The 26,064-nt window shown below is 59.6% G+C and carries 23 protein-coding genes and 2 pseudogenes; 14 read left to right on the top strand and 11 right to left on the bottom strand.

Annotated elements, in window-relative coordinates:
- Nucleotides 1-225, top strand: a 225-nt coding sequence (locus tag KY084_RS14845; RefSeq protein WP_219239262.1) for a hypothetical protein, incomplete at its 5' end; no start/stop codon positions are given.
- A 28-nt stretch (nt 226-253) separates the two neighbouring features.
- Here KY084_RS14845 and KY084_RS14840 read toward each other — a convergent pair.
- The gene (locus KY084_RS14840) at nt 254-1,552 is read right to left on the bottom strand and encodes an MFS transporter (protein ID WP_219239261.1); all 1,299 of its coding nucleotides are present in this window, start codon (nt 1,550-1,552) and stop codon (nt 254-256) included.
- Nucleotides 1,553-1,772: 220 nt separating this feature from the next.
- Here KY084_RS14840 and KY084_RS14835 point away from each other — a divergent pair, with 220 nt between their 5' ends.
- Nucleotides 1,773-2,831 carry a lactonase family protein gene (locus KY084_RS14835; protein ID WP_219239260.1) on the top strand — a complete coding sequence of 353 codons (1,059 nt, stop codon included), beginning with the start codon at nt 1,773-1,775 and terminating at the stop codon, nt 2,829-2,831.
- Nucleotides 2,828-3,193 (top strand): glutathione S-transferase N-terminal domain-containing protein, encoded by a 366-nt coding sequence (locus KY084_RS14830; RefSeq protein ID WP_219239259.1) that lies wholly within the window; start codon nt 2,828-2,830, stop codon nt 3,191-3,193. Before KY084_RS14835 ends, KY084_RS14830 begins: the two co-directional genes overlap by 4 nt.
- Here the strand turns inward: KY084_RS14830 and KY084_RS14825 are convergent.
- Together KY084_RS14825 and KY084_RS14820 are read right to left on the bottom strand one after the other, a co-directional pair.
- The gene (locus KY084_RS14825; RefSeq protein WP_219239258.1) at nt 3,180-3,596 is read right to left on the bottom strand and encodes a dihydroneopterin aldolase; all 417 of its coding nucleotides are present in this window, start codon (nt 3,594-3,596) and stop codon (nt 3,180-3,182) included. The two genes, KY084_RS14830 and KY084_RS14825, sit on opposite strands and share 14 nt — an antisense overlap.
- Nucleotides 3,593-4,642, bottom strand: a complete 1,050-nt coding sequence (locus tag KY084_RS14820; RefSeq protein WP_219239257.1) for an aromatic ring-hydroxylating dioxygenase subunit alpha — start codon at nt 4,640-4,642, stop codon at nt 3,593-3,595. Before KY084_RS14820 ends, KY084_RS14825 begins: the two co-directional genes overlap by 4 nt.
- Before the next feature lie 321 nt (nt 4,643-4,963).
- On the opposite strand from KY084_RS14820, the gene KY084_RS14815 reads away from it, so the two are divergent.
- From KY084_RS14815 to KY084_RS14805, 3 genes are read left to right on the top strand one after another with little or no spacing between them, the layout of a single operon-like run.
- A complete protein-coding gene (locus KY084_RS14815; RefSeq protein WP_343228038.1) occupies nt 4,964-5,839 on the top strand; it encodes a methylenetetrahydrofolate reductase in 876 nt (291 codons plus the stop codon).
- A 26-nt stretch (nt 5,840-5,865) separates the two neighbouring features.
- Entirely contained in the window at nt 5,866-6,723 is an 858-nt protein-coding gene (gene purU, locus KY084_RS14810) for a formyltetrahydrofolate deformylase (protein WP_219239256.1), read from the top strand.
- 1 nt (nt 6,724) lies between these two features.
- Complete coding sequence (locus tag KY084_RS14805) at nt 6,725-7,585, top strand: bifunctional 5,10-methylenetetrahydrofolate dehydrogenase/5,10-methenyltetrahydrofolate cyclohydrolase (protein ID WP_219239255.1); 861 nt, start codon at nt 6,725-6,727, stop codon at nt 7,583-7,585.
- A 77-nt stretch (nt 7,586-7,662) separates the two neighbouring features.
- Here KY084_RS14805 and KY084_RS14800 read toward each other — a convergent pair whose 3' ends face one another.
- The gene (locus tag KY084_RS14800; RefSeq protein WP_219239254.1) at nt 7,663-8,988 is read right to left on the bottom strand and encodes an aminomethyl transferase family protein; all 1,326 of its coding nucleotides are present in this window, start codon (nt 8,986-8,988) and stop codon (nt 7,663-7,665) included.
- 250 nt (nt 8,989-9,238) lie between these two features.
- Between KY084_RS14800 and KY084_RS14795 the strand changes: the two genes are divergently transcribed.
- Nucleotides 9,239-10,204: a LysR family transcriptional regulator gene (locus tag KY084_RS14795; RefSeq protein ID WP_219239253.1), complete on the top strand. Its 966-nt coding sequence runs from the start codon at nt 9,239-9,241 to the stop codon at nt 10,202-10,204.
- On the opposite strand, the gene KY084_RS14790 is transcribed toward KY084_RS14795, so the two are convergent.
- Together KY084_RS14790 and KY084_RS14785 are read right to left on the bottom strand one after the other, a co-directional pair.
- Nucleotides 10,201-11,301, bottom strand: a complete 1,101-nt coding sequence (locus KY084_RS14790) for an MBL fold metallo-hydrolase (RefSeq protein ID WP_219239252.1) — start codon at nt 11,299-11,301, stop codon at nt 10,201-10,203. The two genes, KY084_RS14795 and KY084_RS14790, sit on opposite strands and share 4 nt — an antisense overlap.
- Before the next feature lie 8 nt (nt 11,302-11,309).
- A complete protein-coding gene (locus KY084_RS14785; protein WP_219239251.1) occupies nt 11,310-13,811 on the bottom strand; it encodes a TonB-dependent receptor in 2,502 nt (833 codons plus the stop codon).
- A gap of 585 nt (nt 13,812-14,396) precedes the next feature.
- On the opposite strand from KY084_RS14785, the gene KY084_RS14780 reads away from it, so the two are divergent.
- The 3 genes and pseudogenes from KY084_RS14780 to KY084_RS14770 all read left to right on the top strand — a co-directional run.
- The gene (locus KY084_RS14780) at nt 14,397-16,277 is read left to right on the top strand and encodes a hypothetical protein (RefSeq protein WP_219239250.1); all 1,881 of its coding nucleotides are present in this window, start codon (nt 14,397-14,399) and stop codon (nt 16,275-16,277) included.
- A 93-nt stretch (nt 16,278-16,370) separates the two neighbouring features.
- Nucleotides 16,371-16,688 carry a hypothetical protein gene (locus tag KY084_RS14775; RefSeq protein ID WP_219239249.1) on the top strand — a complete coding sequence of 106 codons (318 nt, stop codon included), beginning with the start codon at nt 16,371-16,373 and terminating at the stop codon, nt 16,686-16,688.
- 60 nt (nt 16,689-16,748) lie between these two features.
- Nucleotides 16,749-17,121: pseudogene (locus KY084_RS14770) on the top strand (transposase); the annotation flags it as partial.
- Nucleotides 17,122-17,126: 5 nt separating this feature from the next.
- On the opposite strand, the pseudogene KY084_RS14765 reads toward KY084_RS14770, so the two are convergent.
- From KY084_RS14765 to KY084_RS14750, 5 genes and pseudogenes are all read right to left on the bottom strand, one after another.
- Nucleotides 17,127-17,354 (bottom strand): annotated as a pseudogene (locus tag KY084_RS14765) (transposase); the annotation flags it as partial.
- Nucleotides 17,355-17,373: 19 nt separating this feature from the next.
- Nucleotides 17,374-17,655, bottom strand: a complete 282-nt coding sequence (locus KY084_RS16815) for a DUF6968 family protein (RefSeq protein WP_425516743.1) — start codon at nt 17,653-17,655, stop codon at nt 17,374-17,376.
- A 162-nt stretch (nt 17,656-17,817) separates the two neighbouring features.
- Nucleotides 17,818-19,329: an MFS transporter gene (locus KY084_RS14760; RefSeq protein WP_219239248.1), complete on the bottom strand. Its 1,512-nt coding sequence runs from the start codon at nt 19,327-19,329 to the stop codon at nt 17,818-17,820.
- A gap of 10 nt (nt 19,330-19,339) precedes the next feature.
- Nucleotides 19,340-20,104, bottom strand: a complete 765-nt coding sequence (locus tag KY084_RS14755) for a dienelactone hydrolase family protein (RefSeq protein ID WP_219239247.1) — start codon at nt 20,102-20,104, stop codon at nt 19,340-19,342.
- Nucleotides 20,105-20,205: 101 nt separating this feature from the next.
- A complete protein-coding gene (locus KY084_RS14750; protein ID WP_219239246.1) occupies nt 20,206-21,444 on the bottom strand; it encodes a LysR substrate-binding domain-containing protein in 1,239 nt (412 codons plus the stop codon).
- Nucleotides 21,445-21,750: 306 nt separating this feature from the next.
- Between KY084_RS14750 and KY084_RS14745 the strand changes: the two genes are divergently transcribed.
- Genes KY084_RS14745 through KY084_RS14730 form a run of 4 tightly spaced genes read left to right on the top strand, consistent with a single transcriptional unit; the run spans nt 21,751 to nt 26,026 of the window.
- Nucleotides 21,751-22,803: a PhnD/SsuA/transferrin family substrate-binding protein gene (locus KY084_RS14745; RefSeq protein WP_343228037.1), complete on the top strand. Its 1,053-nt coding sequence runs from the start codon at nt 21,751-21,753 to the stop codon at nt 22,801-22,803.
- Nucleotides 22,804-22,834: 31 nt separating this feature from the next.
- Complete coding sequence (locus KY084_RS14740; protein WP_219239245.1) at nt 22,835-23,857, top strand: amidohydrolase family protein; 1,023 nt, start codon at nt 22,835-22,837, stop codon at nt 23,855-23,857.
- A gap of 44 nt (nt 23,858-23,901) precedes the next feature.
- Nucleotides 23,902-24,753, top strand: coding sequence for an amidohydrolase family protein (locus KY084_RS14735; protein WP_219239244.1), 852 nt, complete (start codon nt 23,902-23,904; stop codon nt 24,751-24,753).
- Nucleotides 24,754-24,799: 46 nt separating this feature from the next.
- Entirely contained in the window at nt 24,800-26,026 is a 1,227-nt protein-coding gene (locus tag KY084_RS14730) for an MFS transporter (protein WP_246587222.1), read from the top strand.
- Nucleotides 26,027-26,064 lie beyond the last annotated feature (38 nt).

Genomic DNA, 26,064 nt, shown 5'->3' with positions numbered 1-26,064 from the left:
GGCTGTAGTCCGATACCGCGCCAACAACACCACGCCCCCAAAAAGACCGAAGATGCCCGCCATCAGGAGTTGATCCGCTGGTCCGTTCAGGAGGTCCGGCGCATCGCCGTCAAACTCGCTCAACGCCGGATCGAGCCTGCCTGCAACATCGCCTGGTCATGCTGGAGGCGAGTTCATCAAGCCGCAGCAAAACCGGCTCACCTCACAACCAAATTGCAACTGTAATGTTAGCATCCGCCGCTGTCCTTTTTCCTTATTTCTGGGGGCCGGCGGCCAGATCGATATCGAGCACTCCTTTCGAACTATTCGCGAGTAGGAATACCGCTAAGCCCGCAATGACCGCAGCGGGCATCATCAACAGCACCGCTTCGTTTTCGCTCGCACCGCCATGGATATAGTCGCCGATCAGGATGGGGCCTAGAATTGAGCCAACGCGCCCCATTGCTACTGCAATTCCAACACCGGACCCACGCCCCGCGACGGGATAAAGACGAGGTGCAATTCCGTATAGCGTGAACTGCGCGCCCAGAACCCCGAAGCCGACCGCAACACCCAACAGGATCATCGCGATTGAGGAAGCCGCATTGGCGAACAGGAAGAGGCTGACTGTGACGATTGCAAAAAGCGCGATCATGGGCCAGCGCACGCCGTGACGATCGATCAGACGGCTGATTGCCAGGCCGCCCAGTATGCCGCCGAAATTGATGGCGATGACCGTGTTGAGGCCCACCATTTTGCCCAGTCCCTTTCCGATGACGAGCAGCGGCGTCCAGCTAAGCAGGATCGAGAGCAGGGCGAGCGCGAGGATGAAGATCAGCCACAACAAGAGGGTGCTTGCCGTGCGGCCGTCGCCAAACAGCGCGCGCGCGGCTGGCATCTGCGGCGTGCGTGCCTCGTGGTGGAGCGGTTTTCCAGTTTCCGGGATCAGGAAGATCACGAAGGGAACGATCAGCAGAGTGAGCACGCCGCCGGTGAAGAAGAGGCTCTGCCAGCCGAACGCGTTGGCAATCGTCTGCCCGGTCAACGCCGAGACGATTCCGCCGGTGGGCTGGCCGCAGATCATCGTGGTCACTGCACTGGTCGTACGGCGACCGCCGCTGAGTTCCGCCACCGTGGCGATCAGCGTCGGCATCGCGCCGCCGAGCCCGATGCCGGCGAGGATGCGGGTAATCAGCAATCCATCATAGCTCGTTACCAGCGTGGTGAGGAAAGTGAAGAGGCCCAGCGCGCAGACCGAACCGATAAGTACCGGTTTTCGACCGTAGCGGTCGGAAAACCAGCCGCCAAGAACCGCGCCGATAGCCAATCCAATCAACGTAGCGGCAAAGAATATCCCGATCTGGTCCGGGCGCAGGTTCATGGCGACGCGAAGCTGCGGCGCCGCGGAAGAGATGACCTGAATGTCATATCCTTCCAGCGCAGCGACCAGAAAGCACATAGCCAGCTTGAAGCGCCCTTTCGAGGGCGCGGACTCGGACCCTGCCGATGGTGCCCCGCCGTCGGGTCGTGCCGGATCGGGGGATGCGGGCGCATCGCCGTTCTGGTTGCTCATCGTAAGCCCTCCCGGATTATGTCAACGGCCATTCGCGCCGCTCCTTTGCGTAAAACCTATTGCCGGAGGGTTTCGGCAGGCAATATGCGCGCTCATGCTGTGATCGGTTGCGGCGGTCTATTTATCGCCGCGCGCAGGGAAGCAATTTGATGCGGTGGGCGCGTAAAGGCCAATTTGGACGAATTGGTTCGAGGAGCGCGATCGTCAGGGGAAACAGGCGTTGACGCAGCAGACGGTATTTATCGGAACGCAGGCGACCGAAGCCGGGCAGGGTATTTTCGCTGCGCGGCACGACACGGCCGCCGGGACACTGGCGCCAATCGGCTGGGCGGCGGAGGTCGAGCGGCCGACATGGGTCACGACCGACAGGGGACGCAGCCTGCTCTTCGCGACCAGCGAGGTGGGCAATGCCGGCGATCGCGACGGAGCAGTCGTCAGCTTCCGCTACGATGCGAAGAGCGGCGCGCTGTTCGGGCTTGGCGGGCGATCCTCCGGCGGCGGCGGTGCGACGCATCTCGATCTTGTGCCCGATGGCCGGGCGTTGTTCGTGTGCAATTTTGGCGGGGGACAGGCGGGGGTGTTTCCCGTGCGCTCCGACGGCGTGCTGGAGCCGGTTCGTTCGTTGCAGCGCCAGGAGGGGTCAGGACCGCATCGCCGCCAGAAATCGGCACATCCGCATGGTGTCACGCTCGACCCGTCAGGCCGGTTTCTGCTGGTGCCCGACATGGGCACGGACAAGCTATACATCTATCGCTTCGACGCCGAGGGCCTTGCGCTGGAACCGGCGCAGCCCGCATTTGTGGACACAGGGCCGGGCTCAGGGCCGCGGCTCATCCTGTTCGGCAACGACGGGCGTTTCGCCTATATGCTTACTGAATTGTCGGCGGAGCTTTATGTCTATCGCTGGGAAGACGGCGCGATCCAACAGGTCGCCGTGATGTCGCTGGACGAGGCCGGGGCCGAGCACGAGCCAAGCGCCGCTGCGATCGCCATGTCGAACGACGGACGCTTCCTATATCTGTCGAACCGGGGCACGCACGAGATCATTGTCCTCGCGCTCGATGCGCAAACCGGTTTACCCGAAATGGTACAACGGATCGCGGCGGGCGGCGAAAGGCCGTGGTGTGCCGCGATCTCGCCTGATGGCGACTGGCTGCTCGTTGCGAACCAGGCGTCGGATTTGGTGACGGCCTTCCGGATTGACCCGGCGACGGGCATGCTGACGCCGACGGCTGCGAGCCTTTCGGTTCCTGCGCCGACCGGGATCGCCTTCGCATGAGCGAGCACTTCCGCCCTGCGCTCTATCTGAAGGCGACCTGTCCGCATTGTCTGAAGCTGCGAATTTTCCTGCTCGAAACGGGCTTGGCCGAAACGTGCGAGCTTAAGGTGTTCACGCCGGGGGATGCGGCGGAAGCCGGGATACGCGACGAACTCGCCAGGCGGTTTGACAAGACGACCTTTCCCGCCGCCCGGATCGCTCAGAAGGAATATATGAAGGAATCCGACGCGATCATCGAACGGCTGGCGCAACAGGCCGGGATCGATCCCACGGACCTACCGGTGTTCCAGGCCTATGCCGGTTCGGTGCTTCCGCGGTATCAGGCGGCGCGGCGCGAGTTGAGGCAGCTCAAGGAAGGTTGAGCCGGGAGCCGTCGGCCACACGAACGCTGGTGCCCGCCCTGGCGCCGGGAACGCCCTGCGGTTTTTCGATCGAAACCTCTGCCGTCAGGACGCAGCAATGGGCGAGGCATTCGCGCGCCAGACGCAGCGCGAAGGTTTCGACCAGCACGATCCGTTCGCGCGCGAGCCGCTCAGCGATGGCCTTCACCTCCACATAGTCAAACACCGCGTCGATTGCGTCGCGTTCGGGCGGGATCACCTCCAGCCGGACATGGATGGTGAGCGGCTGGGGACGGCCGATTTCGTGATGATGCACGCCGATATCGGCGAGGACGTTGAGCGCGCGCAACTCGGTCCAGCAGGTGATGTGCGGCGCGCGCGCGGTAAAGGTGGCCACGCGCGGTTCGGCGAGCGGGGCGCTCACGCGACCGCCGTTTCGCGTTCGGCTTTCTCGTCCTTCACCATCTTGCCGATCATCCTCAGCGCGATGGTCGGCGCGCGGTCGATCTCCAGCCCGACGAACTGGCGCACGCCGACCTCGTTCTGCCAGCTCTGCATCGCCATTTCGATGTCGCGATCCTCGAGGAAGGTCTGTTCGAAGACGCCGCGCATCCGCTCCGACCAAGCCTTGTCGCCGACCTTGTAGTTGCGCAGGTGCATCCAGAAGAAGTGCGTGCTCGTCTCGCTCTCGGGCGTCAGAAACTTGTAGCTGTTGTTGCGCAGCCCCTTATTATAATTTTCCTCCGTCGGCTCGAGCCCGGCCGGCATGGTGATCACGTCGACGCGCGAGGTCGACGGGATGATGAAGTAGAAGAAAATCCCTCGATCTACCTTCTCGTCCCCGAAATCCTTGATCTTCACGTCCATCTGCGAGGGCGGCGAGTTTTTGAGCCATTTATAGGCAACGATATGCTCGTCGGTGCGCTCCATCGTCACCGGTGTGTCGGCGGCCGCCGGATTGCCGATCGTCTGTTTGTGGACGAAGGTCGTATGCGCCGGGTCCATCAGGTTTTCGACGATGTTGAGATAGTTGGACGGATGGTGCTGATAGCCGCCATCGATTCGTTCCCAGTCGGGATCGTCGTGATACGGAATGTCGGGCAGCAGCGCCCGATCGGCCTGATCGGCCTCGCCCATCCAAATCCATGCAATGCCGTAGCGTTCCTCGATCGGGTAGCTCGGCACCTGCGCTTGTGGCGGTATCGTGTCCTGCCCCGGAATATGGACGCAGCGACCGTTCCCGCCGAAGGTCATGCCGTGATAGCCGCATTGCAAGCCGCGCCCGGTCACGGTTCCCATCGACAGCGGCACCAGCCGGTGCGGGCAGCGGTCGAGCAGGGCGGAGACGGTTCCCTCTGGCGTGCGGAACAGCACCACCGGCTCGTCCAGGATACGCCGGGCGAGCGGCGCATCGGTCAGCTCGCTGAGCCATGCCGCGGCATACCATTGATTTTTTGCGAAACTGCCCATGATCCTCTCCATCTAGTCACCAAGCGCTGGCGCGCATTTTATGGCGCCGAGTCTAGGCGTTGCGAGCGACGGATCGAAGCGACAGGTGCGCAACAATCTGGTGCGATTTCGTGAACAGTCGTGCGATCGCACTGGCGAACCGACAAGATGCAGGCTTTTCCGTCATTCAGCCCCGCAGCTCGGTAGGCGCGCCCGCGCATCTGTCAGTTTTGTGCAATAGTTTGTTGCCGATCCGTGTGTTTCCGACCGCGCGGCCATCCCCATAACGTCTCGGAAGATCAAGCACGGCACGAATGCCGGTTGTTATTGGAGGATGTTTGTGTGGCGACCCTTTCGATGATTGATTCCGGCGATGCGCCCCGCGCCGACCTGCTTTCGGGTTTCTCGTTCGAGATTTCTGCGAAGGACGCCATGCGGTTGGAGGCCATTCGCCCGATCGTGCCCGACGGCACGGTGGTTTCGATCACCTACCTGCCGAACGAGAGCGACGAGGCGCGGATCGCGGCGGCGGCGCAATTGCGGGCACTGGGACTGACACCGATGCCGCATGTCGCGGCGCGTCGGGTTGCATCCGCGGACACGCTTCAACGCTTTCTCGACGGCTTGTCCTGCGGGGCGGGGGTGGAAAGGCTGTTCGTGATCGCCGGCGATCTGGCGCAGCCGGCGGGACCGTTCGCCGATGCCCGCGCGCTGATCAGCGCGGTCGATCCGGCGCGCCACGGCATCCGGACGGTGGGCATCGCCGGCTATCCCGAGGGGCATCCCGCCATATCGCGCGAACGCTTGGATCAGGCGCGCCGCGACAAGATCGCCGACCTCTCCGGATCGGGCGTGGAAATTGAAATCCTCACCCAGTTCGCGTTCGATGGCGCGCCCATCGTCGATTGGCTGCGCGACATTCGTGCCGACGGGTTCGGCGGGATGGTGCGCGTCGGCCTTCCCGGTCCGGCCAATGTCGGCACGCTGCTGCGCTTCGCCGCGCGATGCGGGGTCGGCGCGTCGGCGAAGGTCATGGCGAAATACGGGACGTCGCTGGCCAAGCTGTTCAATACCGCCGGGCCCGACCTGCTCTATGCGGAACTGGCGCGCGAAATTGACCCGGCGGTGCTGGGTCCAGTGACGGTTCACCTATATCCCTTTGGCGGGTTGCAAAAGATGGCGGAATGGGCAGCCGCCGGTGCCGCCATCGCCCGCTGACCGATTTTTTTCCAAGGATGACGACAATGACTGGTGCGACGACGACCTATCGCATGCTGGTATCCTGTGCCGACCGGCCGGGGCTGGTGGCGGGTGTCAGCGGAAAATTGTTCGGGGCCGGGGCCAATATCCTCGAGGCGCAGCATTTCCTCGACAAGCTGAGCGACCGTTTCTTCATGCGCATCGTGTTCCGGCTCGGCAATGGCCGCGCGCCGCTCGATACGGCGGTCGGCGAGTTTGAGCGCGAGGGGATGGAGGTGAAGTTGCAATCGTCGGCCGATCGGCAGCGTATCCTGATCCTCGTGTCGAAGTTCGACCATTGCATGGTCGATCTGCTCTATCGCCATAGGACGGGGGAGCTCGACGCCGATGTGGTGGGGATCGTCTCCAACCATTCGCGCGATGCGCTGGAAACCTGGCTTCCCGAGCATATCCCGTTCCACCACCTGCCGGTGACGAAGGACAGCAAGCCGGAGCAGGAGGCGCGGATCAAGCAAATCGTCGACGAAAGCGGCGCCGATCTGGTGGTGCTGGCGCGGTATATGCAAATCCTGTCGGATGATCTCGCCTCGTTTCTGTCGGGGCGCTGCATCAACATCCATCACAGTTTCCTGCCCGGGTTCAAGGGCGCCAAACCCTATCATCAGGCGCATGCGCGGGGGGTGAAGATGATCGGCGCGACCGCGCATTACGTGACCTCCGATCTTGATGAGGGACCGATCATCCGGCAGGAAGTCGAGCCGGTGACACATGCGGACTCGCCCGATGACATGATCCGTAAGGGCCGTGACGTCGAGCGGCGCGTGCTGGCGGCAGCCGTTCGCGACCATCTCGAGCAGCGCACGGTGATCGACGGCCATCGCACGATCGTCTTCCACGACTGATATGGCCGATATATTACGCGGCGACGTCGTGGCGCAGCGCCTGTGCCACCGTGTCACGGCGCAGGTCGAGCGGATGCGCGCCGAAAGGGGCGTGGTGCCCGGGCTGGCGGTGATCCTGGTCGGCGAGGACCCGCCGAGCGAGGTCTATGTCCGCCGCAAGCTGGCCAAGGCGAAACAGGTCGGTATCCGCTCGTTCGAGCACCGACTACCGGCGGAGACCGGGGAGGCTGAACTGCTGGCGCTGATCGCGCGGCTAAACAGCGATGCGGCGGTTCACGGCATTCTCGTTCAGTTGCCGCTGCCCGAACAAATCAGCGCGGACAAGGTTCTGAACGCTATCGACCCGGATAAGGATGTCGACGGGTTCCACCCGGTCAATGTCGGGCGGCTGTCGACCGGGGGCGGCGGGCTGGTTCCGTGCACGCCGCTCGGCTGCATGATGCTGCTCGACGAGGTGGTGTCCGAGTTCCGGGGCAGGCAGGCGGTGGTGATCGGCAAATCGAACATCGTGGGAAAGCCGGTGGCGTTGCTGCTGCTCGAGCGCGAATGCACGGTGACGGTGACGCATATCCACACCGTCGATCTGGCGTCGATCGTGCGAAAGGCGGATATCGTGGTGGTCGCCGCCGGGGCGCCGCGGCTGGTGCGCGGCGACTGGGTGAAGCCGGGCGCGGTAGTGATCGATGTCGGCATCACTCGCGTCACGAGCGAGGACGGCAGGACGCGGCTGGTTGGCGATGCCGCCGCCGACGAGATGGACCATGCCGGCGTGGTGACGCCCGTTCCCGGCGGCGTCGGTCCGATGACCATCGCCTGCCTGCTCGGCAATACGATCAAGGCGGCTCAGGCGCTCACCGCCTAATTCAGTCGCAAGTCAAGAAAAGGGCCGCTCCCCGATGTGGGAAGCGGCCCTTTTCTTCGCGTGCAGGGTTGCGTCAATCAGCCGCGATAGCTGGTACGCGCAACCTGATCATAGGGCGAGGGCTGGACCTTCGCGCGGATGCGCGGCAGCGAGCGGTGGAAATCCGCCGGTGCTTCGGGACCGGGATGTTCGCCGAAGACGATCTCCACTTCGGTGCCCGGCGCGGCATGCGCCTTGTCGATCAGGCCGAGCGACAGCAGCGTGCCGTCATCGGGGAAATTGGCCGTGTACATCGACAGGCCCACCATCTCGCCGTTCACCTCCACCCGGTCGCGCGGATAGCGCAGCAGATAGCCGGGATCGCCAAGCACCTTCTTCACGTCGTCGGGATTGAACACGAAGGTCACGCGGGTGCGGCGATAGCTGTCCTTCGCCTTTTCCAGCGATTCGCGACCGATAAAGTCATGGTTGAACTTGATCGAGCGGCCATAGCCCAGCTCATAGGGCGAGACGTAATAATCCTCGATATTGTCCGAATAGAAGCTGCCATGAAGCGGCTTCTGCCCTTCATAGGAGAAGAGCGGCACGAACTTGCGATAATCCTCCAGCTCGGGATCGGTATAGATGCCGGGCGTCGGCGTCGGAATCCAGCCGCTCTCGATGCCATTGGTGTAATAGGCGAGGCCGCCGACCTGAACGAGGCCGAAGCCTTCGCCGACGTCGAGGATCGCCTGCTTCACCGCGTCATTGTCTTCCCAGTCGCCGAGCAGTTCGAAGCCCGGCTGGCCGGCCATGCCGTGCCGGAAAGCGCGCAGCTTGCGGCCGCCGATCGTCACTTCCTCGGAATGGAAGAACTTCACATCCGGCGGTGTGGTGCCCAGCAGGCGTTCCATCATCGCCATCGCCTTGGGGCCCTGAAGCTGATAGCGGAACAGGGCAGGGGGACCGTCGCGGCGGTTGTGGGAATCGGCGTTCGCGACGAAGCCGACGTCATAGCCGTCGCGCTGGCCGTAGTAACGCACCCAGTTTTGAGAGGCTGGGACGCCGCTAAGCAGGAATTTGTTGTCGGCCATCCGCATCAGGATGCCGTCGGTGACGATGTCGCCGTTGCGGGTTACGGGCACGAACTGCTTGGCCTGACCGATCACGAATTTCTCGTAATCATTGGCGCTGACCGCGGTCAGCAGCTTCATCGCGTCCGGTCCCTCGATAAAAAGGTCGTTCATGTGATGACACAGGTCATAAAGGATCACAGCATCGCGATAGGCGTGCTGTTCCTTTTCCCAGCCCGAAAATTCGGGCTCCACCTTGGGAACGGTCTGGGTCGGCGGATTAGGCTTCCAAAGAAGCTTCATCGGCGAACCCGCCTTGTCGATTCCGTCCTGCAAACTTGGTGCTGTCATTATCCTCTTCCCACTTGCAACGCCTCGTTGAACCGGCTCGCCCTAGCAGACGCCGGATATAGGACATGCAGGGCAGATCATGCGCGGGCAATCAGCGAACGCTCAACTCAGTGTTCAAGATGGATGATCAATGATGACCGTTGCGATTCCGATCACTGGACGATTGCATGTTGTCGCGCTCCGGCACGGACAGTGTGGTATCGAGCGTCCTATAAAAACGAAAAACAACCGTTGGCGGAGAGTTTGTTGAATGGACAGGCTGATTACGATGGCCACCTTTATGAAGGTGGTGGATTACCGGAGTTTCACCGCTGCGGCGGAGGACCTGGGCATTTCCCGGGCATTGGTGTCTCGTCACGTGACGGATCTTGAAGAGCATTTCGGCGTCCGCTTGCTGAACCGTACTACACGGTCGGTGGCGCCTTCAGAGGCCGGCGCCCGCTACTATGAAATTTGCAAGCATGTCCTTGCTGATCTGCGCACAGGTGAGAACGAGATTATTGCGCTGAAGGACAATATAGAGGGCAATATCTCCATCGTTTGTCCCAAATGGGTGGGTAACTTTGATATCTCCGACGCGGCAGTGGATTTCTGCATCGAATATCCTGAAATCACCATTCAGCTTCATGTCGGCGAGATTTCTCTCAACCCCCATGAATTTCTCAGTCGAGGCTTCGATGTCTGCATCCAGCCGCGTCGCGTTCGCGATTCCGATGTGATCGTAAAGAAAATCGGCGGAATTGAATATGTTCTCGTAGCAACACCAGAGTATCTCGAGGCGCGCGGCGAGCCCGCCGCTATTGCGGACCTAGCCGGACATGACTTTCTGACAAAACTCAACGAAGCACATTGGACTTTTCATGATGGCAGTCGGGTTACCCTGCAACAGCCGGTCCGATTTGCTTCCAATAGCTATTTCACCTTGTGCACTGCCGCGGCGAGAGGTTTGGGGATCGCGCTTATTCCCAGGCGGGTTGCGGAGTTTGATTTACGTGAAGGGTACCTGCATCAGGTTCTTCCTTCGCAACAGCTTGAGGATGCACCATTATATGCCGCCTTTGCGCCGGGCGGGAACGTGCCACGCAAAGTCAGAGCGCTAATTTCGTTTCTTGGAACATGGTTCAAGAAACGTGAACTGCGCGGTGAAAACCGAGGCGGCGGAACCATCAATATCTATCACGATGCGCGCAACACCAGCACCCACCCTGTAAGTTAAGGTGTTGATTCGATCGCCGATGCATCGCCGTCGAGGGCAACTTGAACAAGATCGCGGCCCACGATGATTTTTCCGTGAGGAAAATAAGGGCGGATTTGCGCTGTGAAGTCGTCCGGATCGAAATCAGGACCGATTACATAATGCGTTAGCACCAGCGTTTTTACGCCGGCACTTTGCGCCAGCTTGCCGACCTCACGGGCACTTAAATGTTGGGAATGGAGATGTTCGAGCAGCGCATCGACATTCGCGTTCGGAGTTGCCCTGAGCACCGCGCGCTTGATGCTGTCGAAATCACAGATTTCCGAAACCAGGATGTCGCTTCCCTTCGCGAGTCTTTCGACCGCTTCCGAAGGGCCTGTATCGCCTGTAATCGTTACCGAGCCCTTCGCCGTTTCGAAGCGATAAGAATAAGACTTGTCTACCCCATAAGAGTGGGGCTCGGCGTGTTGCTGTGCGTAATGGGTATTGGCCACTGCAAGCACGCGAACCGTTCCATCGTCGTAGATTTGCTGCGCAGAGCCAACATTTGCCTCATGAACGGGAAACATGCTGGCAAGTGGTGGGCGTCCGGGCGCCTGCGGACGAAAGATATCCTCACCGATCTGTAGCGCGGCAAGTTCGCGTGAAACATATTCACTGGTTCCAGGCGGCCCCCAAATCGGCATCGGTGTTTGACGACCGAGCATCCATCCGCTTGCCATAAGATAGCCGAGGCCAAGAACGTGGTCCCAATGCAAATGGGTCAGAAACGTTACGTTGACCGCGCGCGGTGATGACCCCGCCCGTACCAGTTGCTGACCAACATTCTCGCCACTGTCGATAAGGTAGGTTTTGCCGCCTGCGCGAAGCAGAGTTGCGGGTTGAGACTCGTTTATGTGGGGAGGCGGCCCTCCAGCCGTGCCAAGCAGCGTTACTGAAACGACCGGCTCTTCGGGCGAATGCTGCAGCTTGGTCTGGCCGATTGCCGAAGCCGTTGGGACCGCGAGCAGAATAAATGCTACCAGGTGGGTACCTGCAAACCTTTTGAACATCGTCATTCCTCGGTAAAGATGACGGCGCTGCACCTTGACTGGTCGTTGCAGCGCCGTTTTGGCCATAACAACGATCAAAAATCAAAGCCGATATTGACGCCATAGGTTCGCGGTGGGCCAGAATAGCCATTGTCGCCGCTGTTGCTCGCCCCGATTTGGGAGCGATAGAATTCGTCGGTCAGATTGCGCCCCCACGCTGTGATGTAGACCTTGTCATCGAGATGCCAGGTCACCGAAGCGTTGAGCAAGTTATAGGCTGCTTGCACTACACGCTCATCAGGCGTGCCGACAAAACCACTATTGTGATAGAAATTGCCGGACAATGTGAAACGTCCGATGCCGGTTTCGATATCATAGTTGGCACCTGCGCTCGCCGTAAACGTGGGCGTATTCTGAAGCTTGTTTCCGGATGCGTCACCAATAAGCAAGCAGTTGCCGCCGACCTGCGCATAAGGATTGCCGAATGTTCCCTGGCATGTCTGGCCTGCCGGAATGACGAAGCCGGCAGGGAGCGGATAGGGAACTGAGAATATCGCGTTCGTGAACCCCTTGTAACGCGCATGCGTGTAGCTTGCGCCGCCGAACAGGGTGAAATCGTCCGTGATGCTCAGGTTGAAATCTGCGTCCGCGCCCCAGATTTCTGCGCCGTTCGCATTGTAGATGTTTTGAACGCCCGAAACGATCTGCATCACCTGGATGCTGGACTGGTCGATGTAAAATCCTGACATGTTGAAACGCAGGCGACGGTCGAACAAATCCGATTTGAAACCAGCTTCGAACTGATCGACGATCTCCGGGCTGAGTTCGGGCGGCGGCAGTTGCCCCAGCACGTAGGCGCCCGAACGAAAACCTCTGTTATAGCTGACATAAGTCATCAGTTCGGGCGAAAAGCGATGATCAACCGACACACGCCAGGTTACGCGTTGAAATGTATCATCGCCCGTTTGGGTATCGGACTGTACCGGTGTTGAGCCCGGTATGTTGCCGTTATAGGAAACTTCGTAAGCGCTATAATCCCTATCATCGTAGGTGAAGCGCAGTCCCGCGGTAATGTTGGTCGAATCATCGATCGCATATGTGCCGTCGGCGAACGCCGCCACCGAGTCCAGCGTACTGCTGTTTACCTCGTCAGCGTAACCATTGTTGCCGAATACATAGATGCCCGTCGTACGAGAAAATGGTTCCTGCCCCGCCTTGTCATGCATGTAGAAGCCGCCCAGTACCCATTTGAACGGTCCATCTCCATCGGAAACCAAATTGATTTCCTGAGTATATTGTTCGTCGCGATAACGATTGTCGATCACGATATATGGGACTGCACTGCCGTCGGGATCGAAATAGGATCGCAGGCTGGAACGACGCCAAGCACTGATCGATTTCAACGATACGCCGCCAAAGTCGTGCTCGACCGTCAGCGCCACGCCGCCGCCTCGTGCTCGGCTGATCGGGTCTACATCGGCATAAATGTCTCGCTGCGGATCGCCACCCATGCTTTCGATGAACGAAGGCACGTTTTGCCCCAACGTGTTGCTTCCGAAATTGATGAACGCCGGATCTACAGCGTTATTTCCGTTAAAATCGCCCTCAAGCAGCACCTTGGTAGCGTCCGTAGGTTCCCAAAGCAGCTTCCCACGCATTGCCCAGTTGCGATGTGTTTGGACATCGTTGCCGGTATAGAGGTTCTTGCCGTAGCCCTCACCCTGATTTTCATATTGGCCCGAGACGCTGAACGCCAACGAGTTGCTGATCGGCAGGGATATATAGGCCGCCGAACTGACGGTGTCATAATTTCCATAACCGAAACGCGCCGAAGCTGTTGGAGTGAAGTCCGGCCCGCGCGTAGTGATCTGGATAAGGCCGCCGGTCGCGTTTCTGCCGAAAAGCGTGCCTTGTGGCCCTTTAAGGACTGTAACCTGCTGCGTATCGAAAAGCGATTGGAGGATGCCGAACTGAGCGGCGTAGTACACGCCATCGACATATACTGCCACCGGGTTCTCAATGCCCGGCCCTTGACCCGTTGCACCGATGCCGCGAATTCTAGGCAGTCCCACGCCTCCGATGGCGGTGGTTACGTTTAGCGATGGGATTGCAGCCTTAAGATCCTCAGTACCTGTTACGCCAGCGGAAATGAGCGATTTCGTGTCGAGCGCCGTGATAGCGATTGGCACATCTTGCGCATTCTCGTCCCGCTTTTGTGCCGTCACAACAATATCGTTGTTTGAAGGCGGGATTGCCTGCTGGGTTTGCGTTACCTCGCTTGGTTGTGGCGCATTGGGCGATGCACTGGAAGGCGCGTTCTCAGCCGGCAATGGAGTTTGGTTCGTCGTCTGGGCGCTCGCTGTGCCGGCGGCCAGTGCGGACAGGCCGGCGCCGGTAAACAGCACAAATCGGGCGACAATCGAAAATCGCTTCATCAGGTACTCTCCCTTCGAGATGCAGCCCTTCGTGTTGAGGGCTTTCATCCTGTTCGCGCATTGGCGGTAGTAAGGCCGCCCGCTGGCATTGGCCGAACGGATCGCCGAATAGCCAAGTCGTCGCAACGATAGATACGGCTCGAGGAAAGTGGTGATCGGCATGGCTTGCCAAGCGATAACTTCTGCAAAGAAGTGTATCGGCCACCAAGCATGAAGCTGATAGCACTTTGGTCTCGTCAAGAGCGCGTTTCTGGCGCGGGGGCTTGGCCAAATTTCGGATAATTGCGCAGCGTGAAGAAGTGTTCGGCACCGCAGATAGGATTGACAGTAAGTTATATCTAAAACATATCTCAACTGTCACGATCTGGAAAATGTTATGCGGCGACATGCTCATTGGTATCGGGGTCTACGGGGGAGGCGAGATGCGCAGGGCAACGGCTGGCGGGCTTTCGCACTGACGAACAGCGGCCGCGATCGCGCGCTTTGCGAAGAGCCTGTGCTTTCTGCAATTCGTTCCGGCTTGGCCTGCTTGGGCAAGGGGGACCCTGAACGCCAAGCGCTGATCCGACGAGCGATCAACAATCTGAATATGGTCTTGGGCGATTTGGGGCCTGAAGGACAAGGCTATCATGCCCAAAACAGTGCTGCTCTCGTCGATGCGGCAGCAGCGCAAGGTGAGCGGCTGGGCCAGCGATAAGCTCTGGCTTTGCGCAAGCAAGTCAATCTCGGTTGATAAGGAGACTAAAAGTGACGGACGCGATTGTGAAAAAGCCGATTGCCAAGGGGAAAAAAGGCATTTTATTGATAAACCGCATCGGCCCGTCTCGTTCGCAGCTTTTCATTGCGAACGCCGACGGCAGTGACGAGCGTCCGCTTTTCGACGAGCCGAGCTTTGATTGTCACGGCAGTTTCTCGCCTGACGGCGAGTGGATCACCTTCACCAGTGAACGCAACGGCGACGGCCAAGCGGATATTTTTCGTTGCCGGCCCGATGGCAGCGACGTTCAGCCGGTAGTGGAAACGCTGCACGTGGAAGACGCTTTGGTACTTTCACCTGATGGCATGACGGGGGCTTATGTTTCCACCGAGGATGGCTACACCGCGAATATATGGGTCGTTGACCTGGCTTCCGGCGAAAGACGGAAGCTGACGCATGGTCATGTAAAGCGCAACGATCAGATTGACGACAGCCCATCGGGGAGTTTTCGACCGGCCTGGTCGCCAGATGGTGAATGGATCGCGTTTTCGTCCGACAGGGACACCGCATGGTATGGCCATGGAGACGGACATGGTTGGGAGCATACCCAGGAACTTTCGATCTACGTCATGCGCAAGGACGGTTCGGACGTTCGCAAGCTTCACGGCGAGAGGAATATGTGTTTCGGCTCCCCCAAATGGTCGCCGGACGGCAAGCGCATCGTTTTTTACGCCATGGATCGCGAAGCTACCTGGGGTGCCCGCCGTCCCGAATGGATTGGGCGTGTCGAATCGCAAATCGTTTCAGTGGATTTCGAAACCGGCAAGGATCGCACCGATCATACCAGGGGTCCGGATTTGAAACTGGCGCCGCAATACCTACCGGACGGAACCGTCGCTTATTACATCAAAGCCGGCGGCGGCGGACCGAATATGCGAGCAACCGACGCGGCATGGGTGCAAAAGGACGTCCCCACCGGGCTGTACTATACCGATGGGCGAGATCCGGTGCTTCGCCAGTTACGGTCGCCGTGCTGGTCTGCGGATGGCAGCAAGGTCATCTATGAAAAGGTGGACTTTACCTTTCGCGGGCAGGGCGACCCACTCTACAGCTGGGATGACGAGTGGGAATATCGCCATACCGACGTATTTCCGGTGCTGTCGCGTAACGGGCGCGTATGCATCACGGAAAAGCAGCAAGGCTGCTCGTCCGTCGTCACTTGCAAACCTGACGGCAGCGACAAATTTCTTGTGTTTGATGCATCGAAAGCTGGACTAGATCCGATCCAGAACAAAAAGGGCCTGGCAGGCGCATTCCAACCGAGTTGGTCGCCCGATGAACAATGGATAGCGTTTGGGATCGGCGCTTGGTTCGACGCACGCTCGAAGGGAAAATCGAAGATCATGCGAGCCAAGTCGGACGGATCCTACAGCGAGGATTTAACCGATGGTACCGAGCAGGTCGGGTTTCCAAGCTATTCGGCTGACGGCAAATCGGTCGTTTACCGCGTTTGGGAACAGGACAATTGGGGGCTGCGCATTGTTGATGTCGACACGAAGGAGGTGCGCGTCCTGACGACCGAGATCGATAATCTGCCGTCTTGGTCGCCCGATGGCGAACGAATTACGTTTACGCGCGAATATGGCAAAGCCAATTACCATGTTTGCACAATCCGTCCCGATGGCAGCGATTTCCAGGCGCTGACAGAAACCGGGGCGAATGACGGACATTCGATTTGGACCTATGACGGACGGATCGCATACTCCACCGGAATGTATGGATTTCGCGATGAAGCTGCAATCTATGACTTCACCTTCCAGCCTTATGGTCAGATTATGGTGATGGATGCAGATGGATCGAACAAGCGGCTGATTACCGACAGTCTGTGGGAAGACTCGATGCCCTGCTATATTCCTAACAAGTTTCTGTGATGCCTGAAGGGCCGGGCCAGTCCCGGCCCTAGAAGCAAATATTCGGTAGAAGTCCGTGATGCGTCTTATAGCGTCGGGCTAAGGAGAACGATCATGGCGGATGCGAAATCGGTCTTTCTCGAACAGCTTGCGCTTATCGAAGGCATCAAGGCCGAACTTGGGGAGCTGATTTGGCAGGAAGACGACGATTATCGATACAAGGCCATCGAGAAACGTCGCGATCTGGCGAAGGCGATAGCAACCATAGGTAGCGCAGCTGACAGTCAGTTTGCCGGGACTGCCAGGCTGGTTCCATTCTGGGCGAAGCTTGCTCGCTCGCGCGCAACAACAGCAACGCATCAGGCGACGTGGCCAGCGGTGTCGCTCGACGTATACCAAAAGGCATTTCTCCAATCCGTTCGCCTGGTCTGAGCCCCTAGATTTCCTTCATTGATAGGTAGAGTCCGGCCCTCGAGAAGGAGTACGGACGAGATGAAGCGGAGCAGGTTCAGCGAGGAGCAGATCATCGCTGTTTTGAAGGAGCAGGAAGCTGGGATGCCGACGGCGGATGTCTGCCGCCGCCACGGGATCAGCTCGGCGACCTTCTACAAATGGAAGTCGAAATATGGCGGGCTGGAGGTCTCCGAGGCGAGGCGCCTGCGTCAGCTGGAGCAGGAGAACGAGCGGCTGAAGAAGCTGCTGGCGGACTCGATGCTCGACAACGCCATGCTCAAGGAGATCAGCGCAAAAAATTCTAGCGCCCGGTGCCAGACGGCAGGCGGTGGCTCATCTCCAGAAGGTCTTCGAGGTGAGCCAGCGTCGTGCCTGCGCGGTGCTGGGCGCGGACCGGACGATGGTGCGCTATGTCATCATCTGATCCCATACGCCCGCTTTCCGCCATCGCACGAAGCGATTGTAGCAGGTGGTTCGTGGACCGTAGCGTTCGGGTAGATCGCGCCATGGAGCGCCTGATCGCAGCACCCAGAATATTCCGTTCATACCGCGCCGGTCATCGACACGCGGCACGCCCCTCGGCTTATTGGGCAACAGCGGCTCGATCACGCGCCACTCAAAGTCGGTCAGGTCATATCGGCTCATGCCGGCCCTGAATCAGAATCTAAGCGGGATTGAAAGGCTTATGGCTGTGGTGGCGGGTCATATAGCGATCCCTCACCCCAAGTGGGCGGAAGGTCGAGATCGGCCTGATCGCACCAAGTAAGGCGTCCGGCCTTATACGCATCACTCTTGATAAGCTCGGTATGGACGATGCGATGGCCAGCATGAGGGCTTGGAGCCCATCCAGGCCGCACGTATACCGGCGAACCTCTCGTTCCGGCCATCCTATGAGATAACGGCATTGGAACTCGCTTCCAGGCGCCTTTGATGCGTGAAAAAGCAAACGACCAATTCACTGCCATCAAGCTCGAACCTGCGCTCCACGAATGGCGTTTCAGTCATCTGACCTCCTTCATCGCGGAAAGGTCTGGCATGGGGCTGAGATGGCGGCAACTTTTATGGCTTTACGGCCTAAGCAGTTCGGCTGTCGTTGAAAAACTGGGAATTAAGGTTGATCGCGCCGAGAACGTCCCGCCATTTCTGCTCCGGCATCGGGGTCGAAGCGAAGATTTGCAAAGATTGCCAAGACTCCGATGGTCGCGACGCCCCACATGGCCATTGAAAAATCCCCGAACTGCGGTTCGGTATGCCCGTTAAGGTTCATGGAGAGGGTCAAAATACCGGCCCCTGACACCACGCCCAGTGACATTGATAGCTGCTGTACCGTCGAATAGAAGCTGGTGGCTCTGCTCAGCTGTTCTTGGGGCACTTCATCGTAAACGATGGTGTTCAGCGCAGAAAATTGCAGCGACGTCAGGAATCCGTAGAACATCAGCAGAGCGATGATCGCCGGCCAGGGCCAGGATGGGCGTATTAAACCGATCGCCGCGAATGTAAGCGGCGACATAAGCCCGATTGCGGACAGGCTGTTCCTGAATCCCCACAGCCTCAACAGGCGGCGGACCACGCTTTTCATAGCAAAGGCTCCGACAGCAGTGGAAACCGTTACCATGCCGCTAGCTGCCGCGCTCAGACCGAAAGCGAGTTGCATCAACATGGGGAGGAGGAAGGGATTGGCGCCATGGGTAATGCGCAAAAGTGTGCCTCCCACAACCGAAAGCCGAAAGGACTTCACTCGCAACAGTTTGAGGTCGAGGATGGGGCGTTCCACCCGGCGGGCATGCGCAACATAGCCGCAAAGGCTCATCGCGCCAATCAGGAGCAGCGATGCAGCAACCTGACCATGACCGGGACGACTGACGAGTTCCAGTCCAAACAGCACTGCTCCCAACCCGGCGCCCGATAGAAGGAATCCCGGCACATCGAACGGGCTGGCCTCTTCGGATCGGATATTCGGAACGAAGCGGCCGACCATGAAAATGCCGAACAACCCCATCGGGACGTTGATCCAGAATATCCAGCTCCAATGGAGATAGGTAACGATGAAACCGCCGACTGGTGGCCCCAGAATCGGTCCAATCATGGCCGGCATGGCGAGCCAGGATACCGCCGATACCAAATCGCGCTTTTCCACCGACCGGAGCAATACGAGTCGTCCCACCGGCACCATCATTGCGCCGCCAACTCCCTGCAGGAAACGCGCAGCGACAAGCATTGAAAGCGTGGGGGACAGCGCACAGGCCACCGATCCGACAAGGAAGACGGCTATCGCCGACTGAAACGTTTGTCGCGGGCCGAACTTGTCGGCGACCACACCCGACGCAGGAATGAAGATTGCCAAGGCCAGCAGATAGGATGTGAGCGCAAGACTTATTCCTGCGGGAGAAACGCCGAATCCCTGAGCCATGGTCGGCAACGCGGTCGCGAGTACTGTCGCGTCCAGATTTTGCATGAAGAGGCCGCACGCGATGATAAGCGCTACGGTCCTATAATTGGGGGAATGATGAGACACGGTGTTCGTACGCTTCACCGGGGAAGCGTGGTCTGCATTGTCTGAAATCGCTTCGGCGACCTGACGTTCGCGATCAGTGACTTCCTCGCCCGACCGCTGTTTCATCGGCATCTCTTCACGCTTGTGATTGGAGGACGTTGTCCATCAGCGGAACCAACGTTTGCCAATGGCGCTCCGCCTGTTCGGCGTCGTGCGCAGGCATGTCGCGTGGTACCCAGCCATGTTTTGCTGGGTAGGTCTCTACTACATGCGCAACACCGGCATTAGTGAGAGCGGTTTCCAGCACAGACTTTTGCTCGTCGTTGAAATTGCTGTCTGCCATGGCGCCTGCAACGTAAATCCGGCCGCGAATCCGATAAGCGAGCAAGTGGGGACTGTCCGGCTTGGTCGTGGCCAGTCCCCCGCCATGATAGGATGCTGCGACCGCGACGCGATCGGGAAAGGTTGCCGCGGCAACGAGTGCGAGCCTTCCGCCCATGCAATAGCCGACGACGCCAATGCGCGAAGCGTCGATTTCCTCGATCCTGTCGAGCGCGGCTATCAGTTCTTTCGTGTCAGCCATCACGCCTGACGGCGTAGCAGTTTCCATGAAATTGGCCCGATGTGCCGCCTTCCGCTCAGGGTCGTTCCAGACCGCTTTCACATGAACTGGCTCATAGGCGCCGCCGCGATAGAACAGATCGGGCAGCGCAACTGCATACCCCTCACCGGCCAACCTGGCGGCAATTTCATGAATCGCCGGACGTATGCCCGGCCCGTCCATATACATGATAATCGCCGGAAGGGCGTTGTTGTTGGCGCTGGTCCCCATGTGGAGATAGATCGGGCAGGTTCCGTCGGGGGTCTGAATAACGAACTTGCGCATGGTAGTGGTGGGCATGGCGATTATACTCCTGCCGCTTCGCTACCAATCCTTGATCGGCACCAACCATTCGTTCTGCCCCGCATAAGATAGGATCAGACCTGTCCGGTATGCTTTGATCAGCCCGCCCGGCGCATTTCCCCGTCACGTCCAACCTCAGCAACGTGGGAGCGCAAAATATCTATAAAGTCGGTGTGCAATCGCGTGGGTAGCCAATTGGACCGCCGGGTGACACCGATCGACGGCACGGGCAGCACCGGTCCATATGGAAGTGAACGCAAGCTATCCCCGGCATATTGCAGTTCAAATGTCGTCATCAGGGTGAGACGATCGCTGCTTTCGAGCAATAGTCGTATGACCGGAGTAACGCAGGTTGCGATGCGGGTTTGGGGGGCATGCTGTTCGGCAAACAATCCCTCGAAACATCTGCGCCTGCTGGACCCGGTTTCACCTACGATCCAGTCGCATTCGGCGAGGTCGTCGAGCGAAAGAAATCCCTTTCGCGCCAGCGGGTGTGCCCGACGTGCCACGACCGAATAGGGTGTGTTCGCCAGCGCCTCGCTGGCAAGGTCATCGCCGTCCAATTCGGGAAGCAGACCGATCATCAGGTCGACATCGCCTGCGCGCAGGCTTTTCGCCATCTCAGCGGCGCTGTCGCTTACGATACGGATGTCCGCTTTTGGGTGCAGCTGTAAAAACTCGTCCAGTACAGAGGCGAGCAGCACGCTTCCTCCGAAAGGCATCGCGCCGATCACGATTTGGCGACTCGTTTCGCCGCGCATCGCGTCTATTTCCTCGATGCCCCAGATAATTTCCTGCAGGGCGAGCTTGATGCGCCGCCCGAACTCGGCGCCGGCGGGCGTGACCAGCAGCCCGGCAGCGGTACGATAAAAAAGCGAGAGCTTTACGTTGGATTCGAGATCGCGCGACGCACGCTGAAGCGACGCAGGCGAAATGCCCAATGCATCGGCGCCGCCCTCGAACGAGCCATGTTCAATAATGCTGATAAGGGTTCGCAATTGTGATCGGGTCAGCCGATTGACGATCGCGCCAGCCTCGTCCTGTCCGGGAGTGAGGCCGTTGGCGATAACGGCCTCTTCGATCTGCGCAAAGCAGCGTTGGACCCGCGCATGAAAAATTTCTCCAAGTTCGTTGAGAAAACTGCCGCCCACCCCGCGATCAACTAGCATAGCGCCAATTTGTCGTTCCATCTTCGCAAGTGCCTGGGTCACCGCCGGTTGAGACAGCCCACACACATCCGAAGCGCGACGGACACTTTTCAATTCCCCGATAGACTTGAAGAGACGAAGCTGTCGAAGGCTAATGGCATCCGCTCGCTGTCGAACATTGTCTTTCATGGTTTTTATATCCTCTCGCGTGCGAGCAATATTGCAAAACCTATAGCGGGGCAATGCGATAAGTTACCGGAAATATGCAGTCTCATCAGCCTAGATGTTGGATCTATCCCGCCTTCGCGTTGAGCGCTTGCGCTAAACTTATGCCCCCGATCAATTTATCAATATGCCATGTTGAATAGTCCGTAGCGGAACAATGCAGCGCCCGTAGGGACATATAAATTCTATGTGTAGGGCTCATTGTTCGTAGGGGGCGCCGTTGACTTAAACCTCGTCCGGCCGCTTGCTTTGGAGGCAAACCGCAGGCCGGTGGCCGGCTGGCCCGCAACATGTTCTGGAGGGATTGTGGCCGACAAAGTGCATCTCAAACTCGCGATTGCCGAACATCCGCATACATCGCGTATTCGGGATGGATCGATCCCGATCGACGGGGTCGACGCCGAGTTCATTACCGTAAAACCTCAGATCGGGGCATTCCGCCGGATGGTCCGCGATCTTGAATTCGATGTCTGCGAACTGGCGCCCACCACCTACATCATCGCGCGCGCTTACGGATATCCGTTCGTCGCGCTGCCGATCTTTGTCGTCCGGCGCTTTCATCACGGTGGCATGCTGGTCCGCCCCGACGCCGGTATCAGGACACCGAAGGACCTTGAAGGCAAAACCGTCGGCGTTCGCGCCTATTCGGTGACCACCGGCGTGTGGATTCGTCAGGTGTTCATCGACGAATATGGTATGGATAATGACAAGGTGAACTGGGTCGTCGACGACGAGGAGCACGTTACCCAGCTCAAGCTGCCGCCCAATGTCCGCCATGCACCGGAAGGGCGTTCGCTCGCCGACATGATCGCTGACGGAGACCTGCAGGCGGGGGTTGAGGCCGCTGCCGGCATCGGCCGGACCGGCTCGCCCACCGGCGGGTGGCAGGAAGTCGACACCAGCGCCTATCCTGACCTTATTCCCAATGCCGCCAAGGTGGAGGCGGAATATTACGCCCGCACCGGTGTCTATCCGATGCACGGGACGATTGTTGTAAAGGACGAGGTGCTGGCCAAGCACCCGTGGATCGCGCGCTCGTTAAATGATGCCTTCACCCAAGCGAAGGAGGAGTGGCTCGAAACGCTCAACTCCGGCGCCGCGACAGGCAAGCAGGCGGACAAATACCGCAAGCTTCAGGAAATCGTCGGTCCCGATCCGTTGCCCTACGGCATTGAGGAAAACCGGCCGACAATCCAAGCGCTGGAGCAGACGGCTTTTACACAGGGACTGACGCCGAAGCGGATGTCAATTGGGGAATTGTTCGTCGATCCACAGACCGCCCCCACGCGAGCCGAAGCCGCAGCCGGCTGTTCAACGCAATAGCGCGGCGTTTGTCCCGCGACTGGAGAATTGGATGATTATCGATTGCCATGGTCACTTCACGACCGTTCCCCAGCATTTTCGCAAATGGCGCCAACGTCAGGTGGCGGCGGCGGACAATCCCGCCGAGGGTCCGACCCGCGAGGAAGCGTTCGTAAGCGACGACCAGATTCGCGAGGGGATAGAGGACGGCCAGCTCAAGCTGCAACAGGAACGCGGCGGCGACCTGACGCTGTTTTCGCCGATCGCGGGGCTGATGAGCCATCATCTCGGCAATGAGCGGACAAGCCTCGAATGGGCCGCGGTCTCCAACGATCTCGTCCATCGCGTCACGGAGCTTTACCCCGACAATTTCGTGCCGGTGTGCATGCTGCCACAATCGCCCGCCGCGCCGCCGAAGAACAGCGTGCCCGAGCTTCGCCGCTGCGTCGAGGAGCTCGGGTTCGTCGGCTGCAACATCAATCCCGACCCGACCGGCGGCTATTGGACCGGAAAGCCGTTCACCGACAAGGAGTGGTATCCGCTGTTCGAGGCGATGTGCGAACTAGACGTGCCGGGGATGATTCACGTCGCCGCGTCCTGCAATCCCAATTTTCACGGAACGGGCGCGCATTACATCAACGCCGATACCTCGGTGTTCATGCAGATTCTCCAGTCCGATCTTTTCAAGGATTTCCCGGAACTTCGCCTGGTCATCCCGCATGGCGGTGGGGCGGTGCCGTATCACTGGGGCCGGTATCGCGGCATGTCGCTGGAAATGATGGATCGACCGCTGGAAGGGCTGCTCGAAAACGTCTTCTTCGACACCTGCGTCTATCATGCGCCGGGCGTGGCGTTGCTTGCCGACGTGGTTCCCGTGGATAATGTCCTGTTCGGTTCGGAAATGATTGGCGCGGTGCGCGGCAAGGACCCCGATACCGGACAATATTTCGACGATACCAAACGCTATGTCGACTCGCTCGACCTGAGCGACGCCGACCGCGCCAAGATATTCGAGGGCAATGCCCGACGCGTCTATCCGCGTCTTGATGCGCGGCTGAAGGCGCAGGGCAAATAGTCTTAGTAAGACGTAGGAAAAACAGCGGTGCCGGAGGGGCAGGCGTGACCAATTATATCGACGTTCATCCACATGTTATTTCGGACGACGAGAGCCGTTATCCGCCGGCGCCGTTGTTCGGCAAACGTTCCGACTGGTCGCGGGAACGGCCATCGACGGTGGAATCGCTGATCGCCGCGATGGACGATGCGGGCGTCGCCAAGGCGGCAGTGGTGCATTCGTCGACCACCTACGGCTTCGACAACAGCTATGTCGTCGATGCCTGCAACGCCTATCCCGACCGCCTTGTCGCGGTGGGGTCGGTGGACATGCTCGCGCCTGACGCTCCCGCGACGATCCGCGAATGGGTCGACAGGGGGCTTAAGGGCTTGCGCGTCTTCACCGGCGGATCGACCAAGGAGTTCGATCCAAGCGAACTGGACGATCCACGCGCTTATCCCGGCTGGGAAACGTTGAGCGAACTGGGCATTCCGATGTGCATCCAGACCGGGCCTGTCGGGCTGTCGGCGGTGACTGCGCTCGCGAAGCGGTTCCCGAAGGTCGACATCATCCTCGATCATCTCGGTCGGCCCGATGTCACCGACGGACCGCCCTATGCCAATGCGCAGAGCCTGTTCGACCTCGCGCCGATCGACAATATTTACCTGAAGCTCACGCCCCGCATCATGGGCGATTCGAAAAAGGGGGCGGCAACGCCCGAAACGCTGTTCCCGAAAATCGTCGAAACGTTCGGCGCGCAACGGCTCGCCTGGGGGTCGAATTTCCCGACCTCGCCGGGCACGCTGGAAGAGATCAAGGCGACGGCGCAGGACCGGTTGTCGACGCTGTCCGAGGAAGATCGGGAGTGGATATTCTCGCGCACCGCGCAAAAGCTCTATTCCGCACTCGCCGTCTGAGCGGCGCGTCATAACCGGCAGGGGGCATCGGAACGACGGCAAAGCGTTGCGCTGGGCGACGCTTGCAATCCTATCGCTGGGCGCGCTGATCGCGTTCATCGACAGGATGAGCGTATCGTCGGCGCTGACGGACCCGGCGTTCAAGGCGCATTTCGCGCTTTCGGACATCGATCGCGGCTGGGTGAATTCGGCATTTTTTTGGTCCTATGCGGTGATGCAGATGCCGATGGGATGGGTGGTCGACCGGTTCGGCGTGAAATGGCCTTACGCGATCAGCTTCGCGCTGTGGTGCGCGGCATCGGCGATGATCGGGCTGATGACGACGCTTGCCGGGCTGATCGTGATGCGCCTGCTCGTCGGAGCGGCCGAGGCGGTGGTGGTGCCCGGCACCTATCGCTGGATACGCGGCAATTTCGATCCCGATCGCAGCGGCGCCGCGCTCGGCTTCTATGCGCTGGGAACGAAGTTCGGCCCGGCGCTCAGCGCGCCGCTCGCCGCCTGGTTCATCACCGCGCTCGACTGGCGCTGGATGTTCGCGCTGACGGGATTGACCGGGCTTGTCTGGCTGCTGCCGTGGGTGGCGCTCGCCCGCGACGCGCCGCCTTCCGATCGCCGCGCCGACGCCGTGCCGCGCGGCGGTCACGAAGCGTCGGCGCCGATTGTTTCGATCCTCGCGAACCGGTTCATCCTCGGCACGCTGGTCGTGTATTTTTGTTACAATTATTTCGTATTTTTCTGCATGACCTGGATGCCCGCTTATCTGGTCGAACAGCGCGGCCTGTCGCTGGAGCGGATGGGAATATATGCCTTCGCCAGCTTCGCCGGCATCGCGCTGGTGGCGTTCGCGTCGGGATGGGCGGCGGACGAGCTTGTGCGCCGGTTCGGGCGCGCGGTGGCCATCCGCAAGGGGTTCGTTCTGGCGGGCTTCGCCTGCGCCGCGACGACGTTGATCGGCGCGCGGGCCGAAGATGTGCAGACGGCGCTGTTCTGGAACGTGGTTTCGCTTTCGGGATTGGGGCTGGCGACCGCGAACAACCTTGCGCTGTGCAGCATGATGATGATTCCGCAGCCGATCATCGGCCGGGTGAAGGGCGTACAGAACACCGCAGTGGCGATTGCGGGCATCGTCGCGCCGCTGGTTACCGGATGGCTGCTGCACTTGACGGGTTCTTTCGTTGCCCCGATGGCGGCGATCGTCGTCTTTCTGGCGCTTGGCGCGGCGACGGTTCTTTTCATATTGCGGCCCGAATGGGCGCCCGATGCGCCCGCCTGATCGGCAATGCGATAAATCCGCCTTGCGATCACCCGCTG

This window comes from Stakelama flava (genome assembly GCF_019351405.1).
In the GTDB taxonomy this organism is placed as follows: Bacteria; Pseudomonadota; Alphaproteobacteria; order Sphingomonadales; family Sphingomonadaceae; genus Sphingomonas; species Sphingomonas flava_A.
Note: the sequence above shows the minus strand (reverse complement) of the source record. Positions and strands in the feature narration are given on the sequence as shown.

What these genes read in the sequence shown, in the direction of transcription:
- KY084_RS14840 (WP_219239261.1), bottom strand. Translation starts at nt 1,552, where the DNA reads ATGAGCAACCAGAACGGCGATGCGCCCGCATCCCCCGATCCGGCACGA.
- KY084_RS14830 (WP_219239259.1), top strand. Translation starts at nt 2,828, where the DNA reads ATGAGCGAGCACTTCCGCCCTGCGCTCTATCTGAAGGCGACCTGTCCG.
- KY084_RS14820 (WP_219239257.1), bottom strand. Translation starts at nt 4,642, where the DNA reads ATGGGCAGTTTCGCAAAAAATCAATGGTATGCCGCGGCATGGCTCAGC.
- purU (WP_219239256.1), top strand. Translation starts at nt 5,866, where the DNA reads ATGACTGGTGCGACGACGACCTATCGCATGCTGGTATCCTGTGCCGAC.
- KY084_RS14805 (WP_219239255.1), top strand. Translation starts at nt 6,725, where the DNA reads ATGGCCGATATATTACGCGGCGACGTCGTGGCGCAGCGCCTGTGCCAC.
- KY084_RS14800 (WP_219239254.1), bottom strand. Translation starts at nt 8,988, where the DNA reads ATGACAGCACCAAGTTTGCAGGACGGAATCGACAAGGCGGGTTCGCCG.
- KY084_RS14795 (WP_219239253.1), top strand. Translation starts at nt 9,239, where the DNA reads ATGGACAGGCTGATTACGATGGCCACCTTTATGAAGGTGGTGGATTAC.
- KY084_RS14790 (WP_219239252.1), bottom strand. Translation starts at nt 11,301, where the DNA reads ATGGCCAAAACGGCGCTGCAACGACCAGTCAAGGTGCAGCGCCGTCAT.
- KY084_RS14785 (WP_219239251.1), bottom strand. Translation starts at nt 13,811, where the DNA reads ATGCCGATCACCACTTTCCTCGAGCCGTATCTATCGTTGCGACGACTT.
- KY084_RS14775 (WP_219239249.1), top strand. Translation starts at nt 16,371, where the DNA reads ATGGCGGATGCGAAATCGGTCTTTCTCGAACAGCTTGCGCTTATCGAA.
- KY084_RS14760 (WP_219239248.1), bottom strand. Translation starts at nt 19,329, where the DNA reads ATGAAACAGCGGTCGGGCGAGGAAGTCACTGATCGCGAACGTCAGGTC.
- KY084_RS14755 (WP_219239247.1), bottom strand. Translation starts at nt 20,104, where the DNA reads ATGCCCACCACTACCATGCGCAAGTTCGTTATTCAGACCCCCGACGGA.
- KY084_RS14750 (WP_219239246.1), bottom strand. Translation starts at nt 21,444, where the DNA reads ATGAAAGACAATGTTCGACAGCGAGCGGATGCCATTAGCCTTCGACAG.
- KY084_RS14740 (WP_219239245.1), top strand. Translation starts at nt 22,835, where the DNA reads ATGATTATCGATTGCCATGGTCACTTCACGACCGTTCCCCAGCATTTT.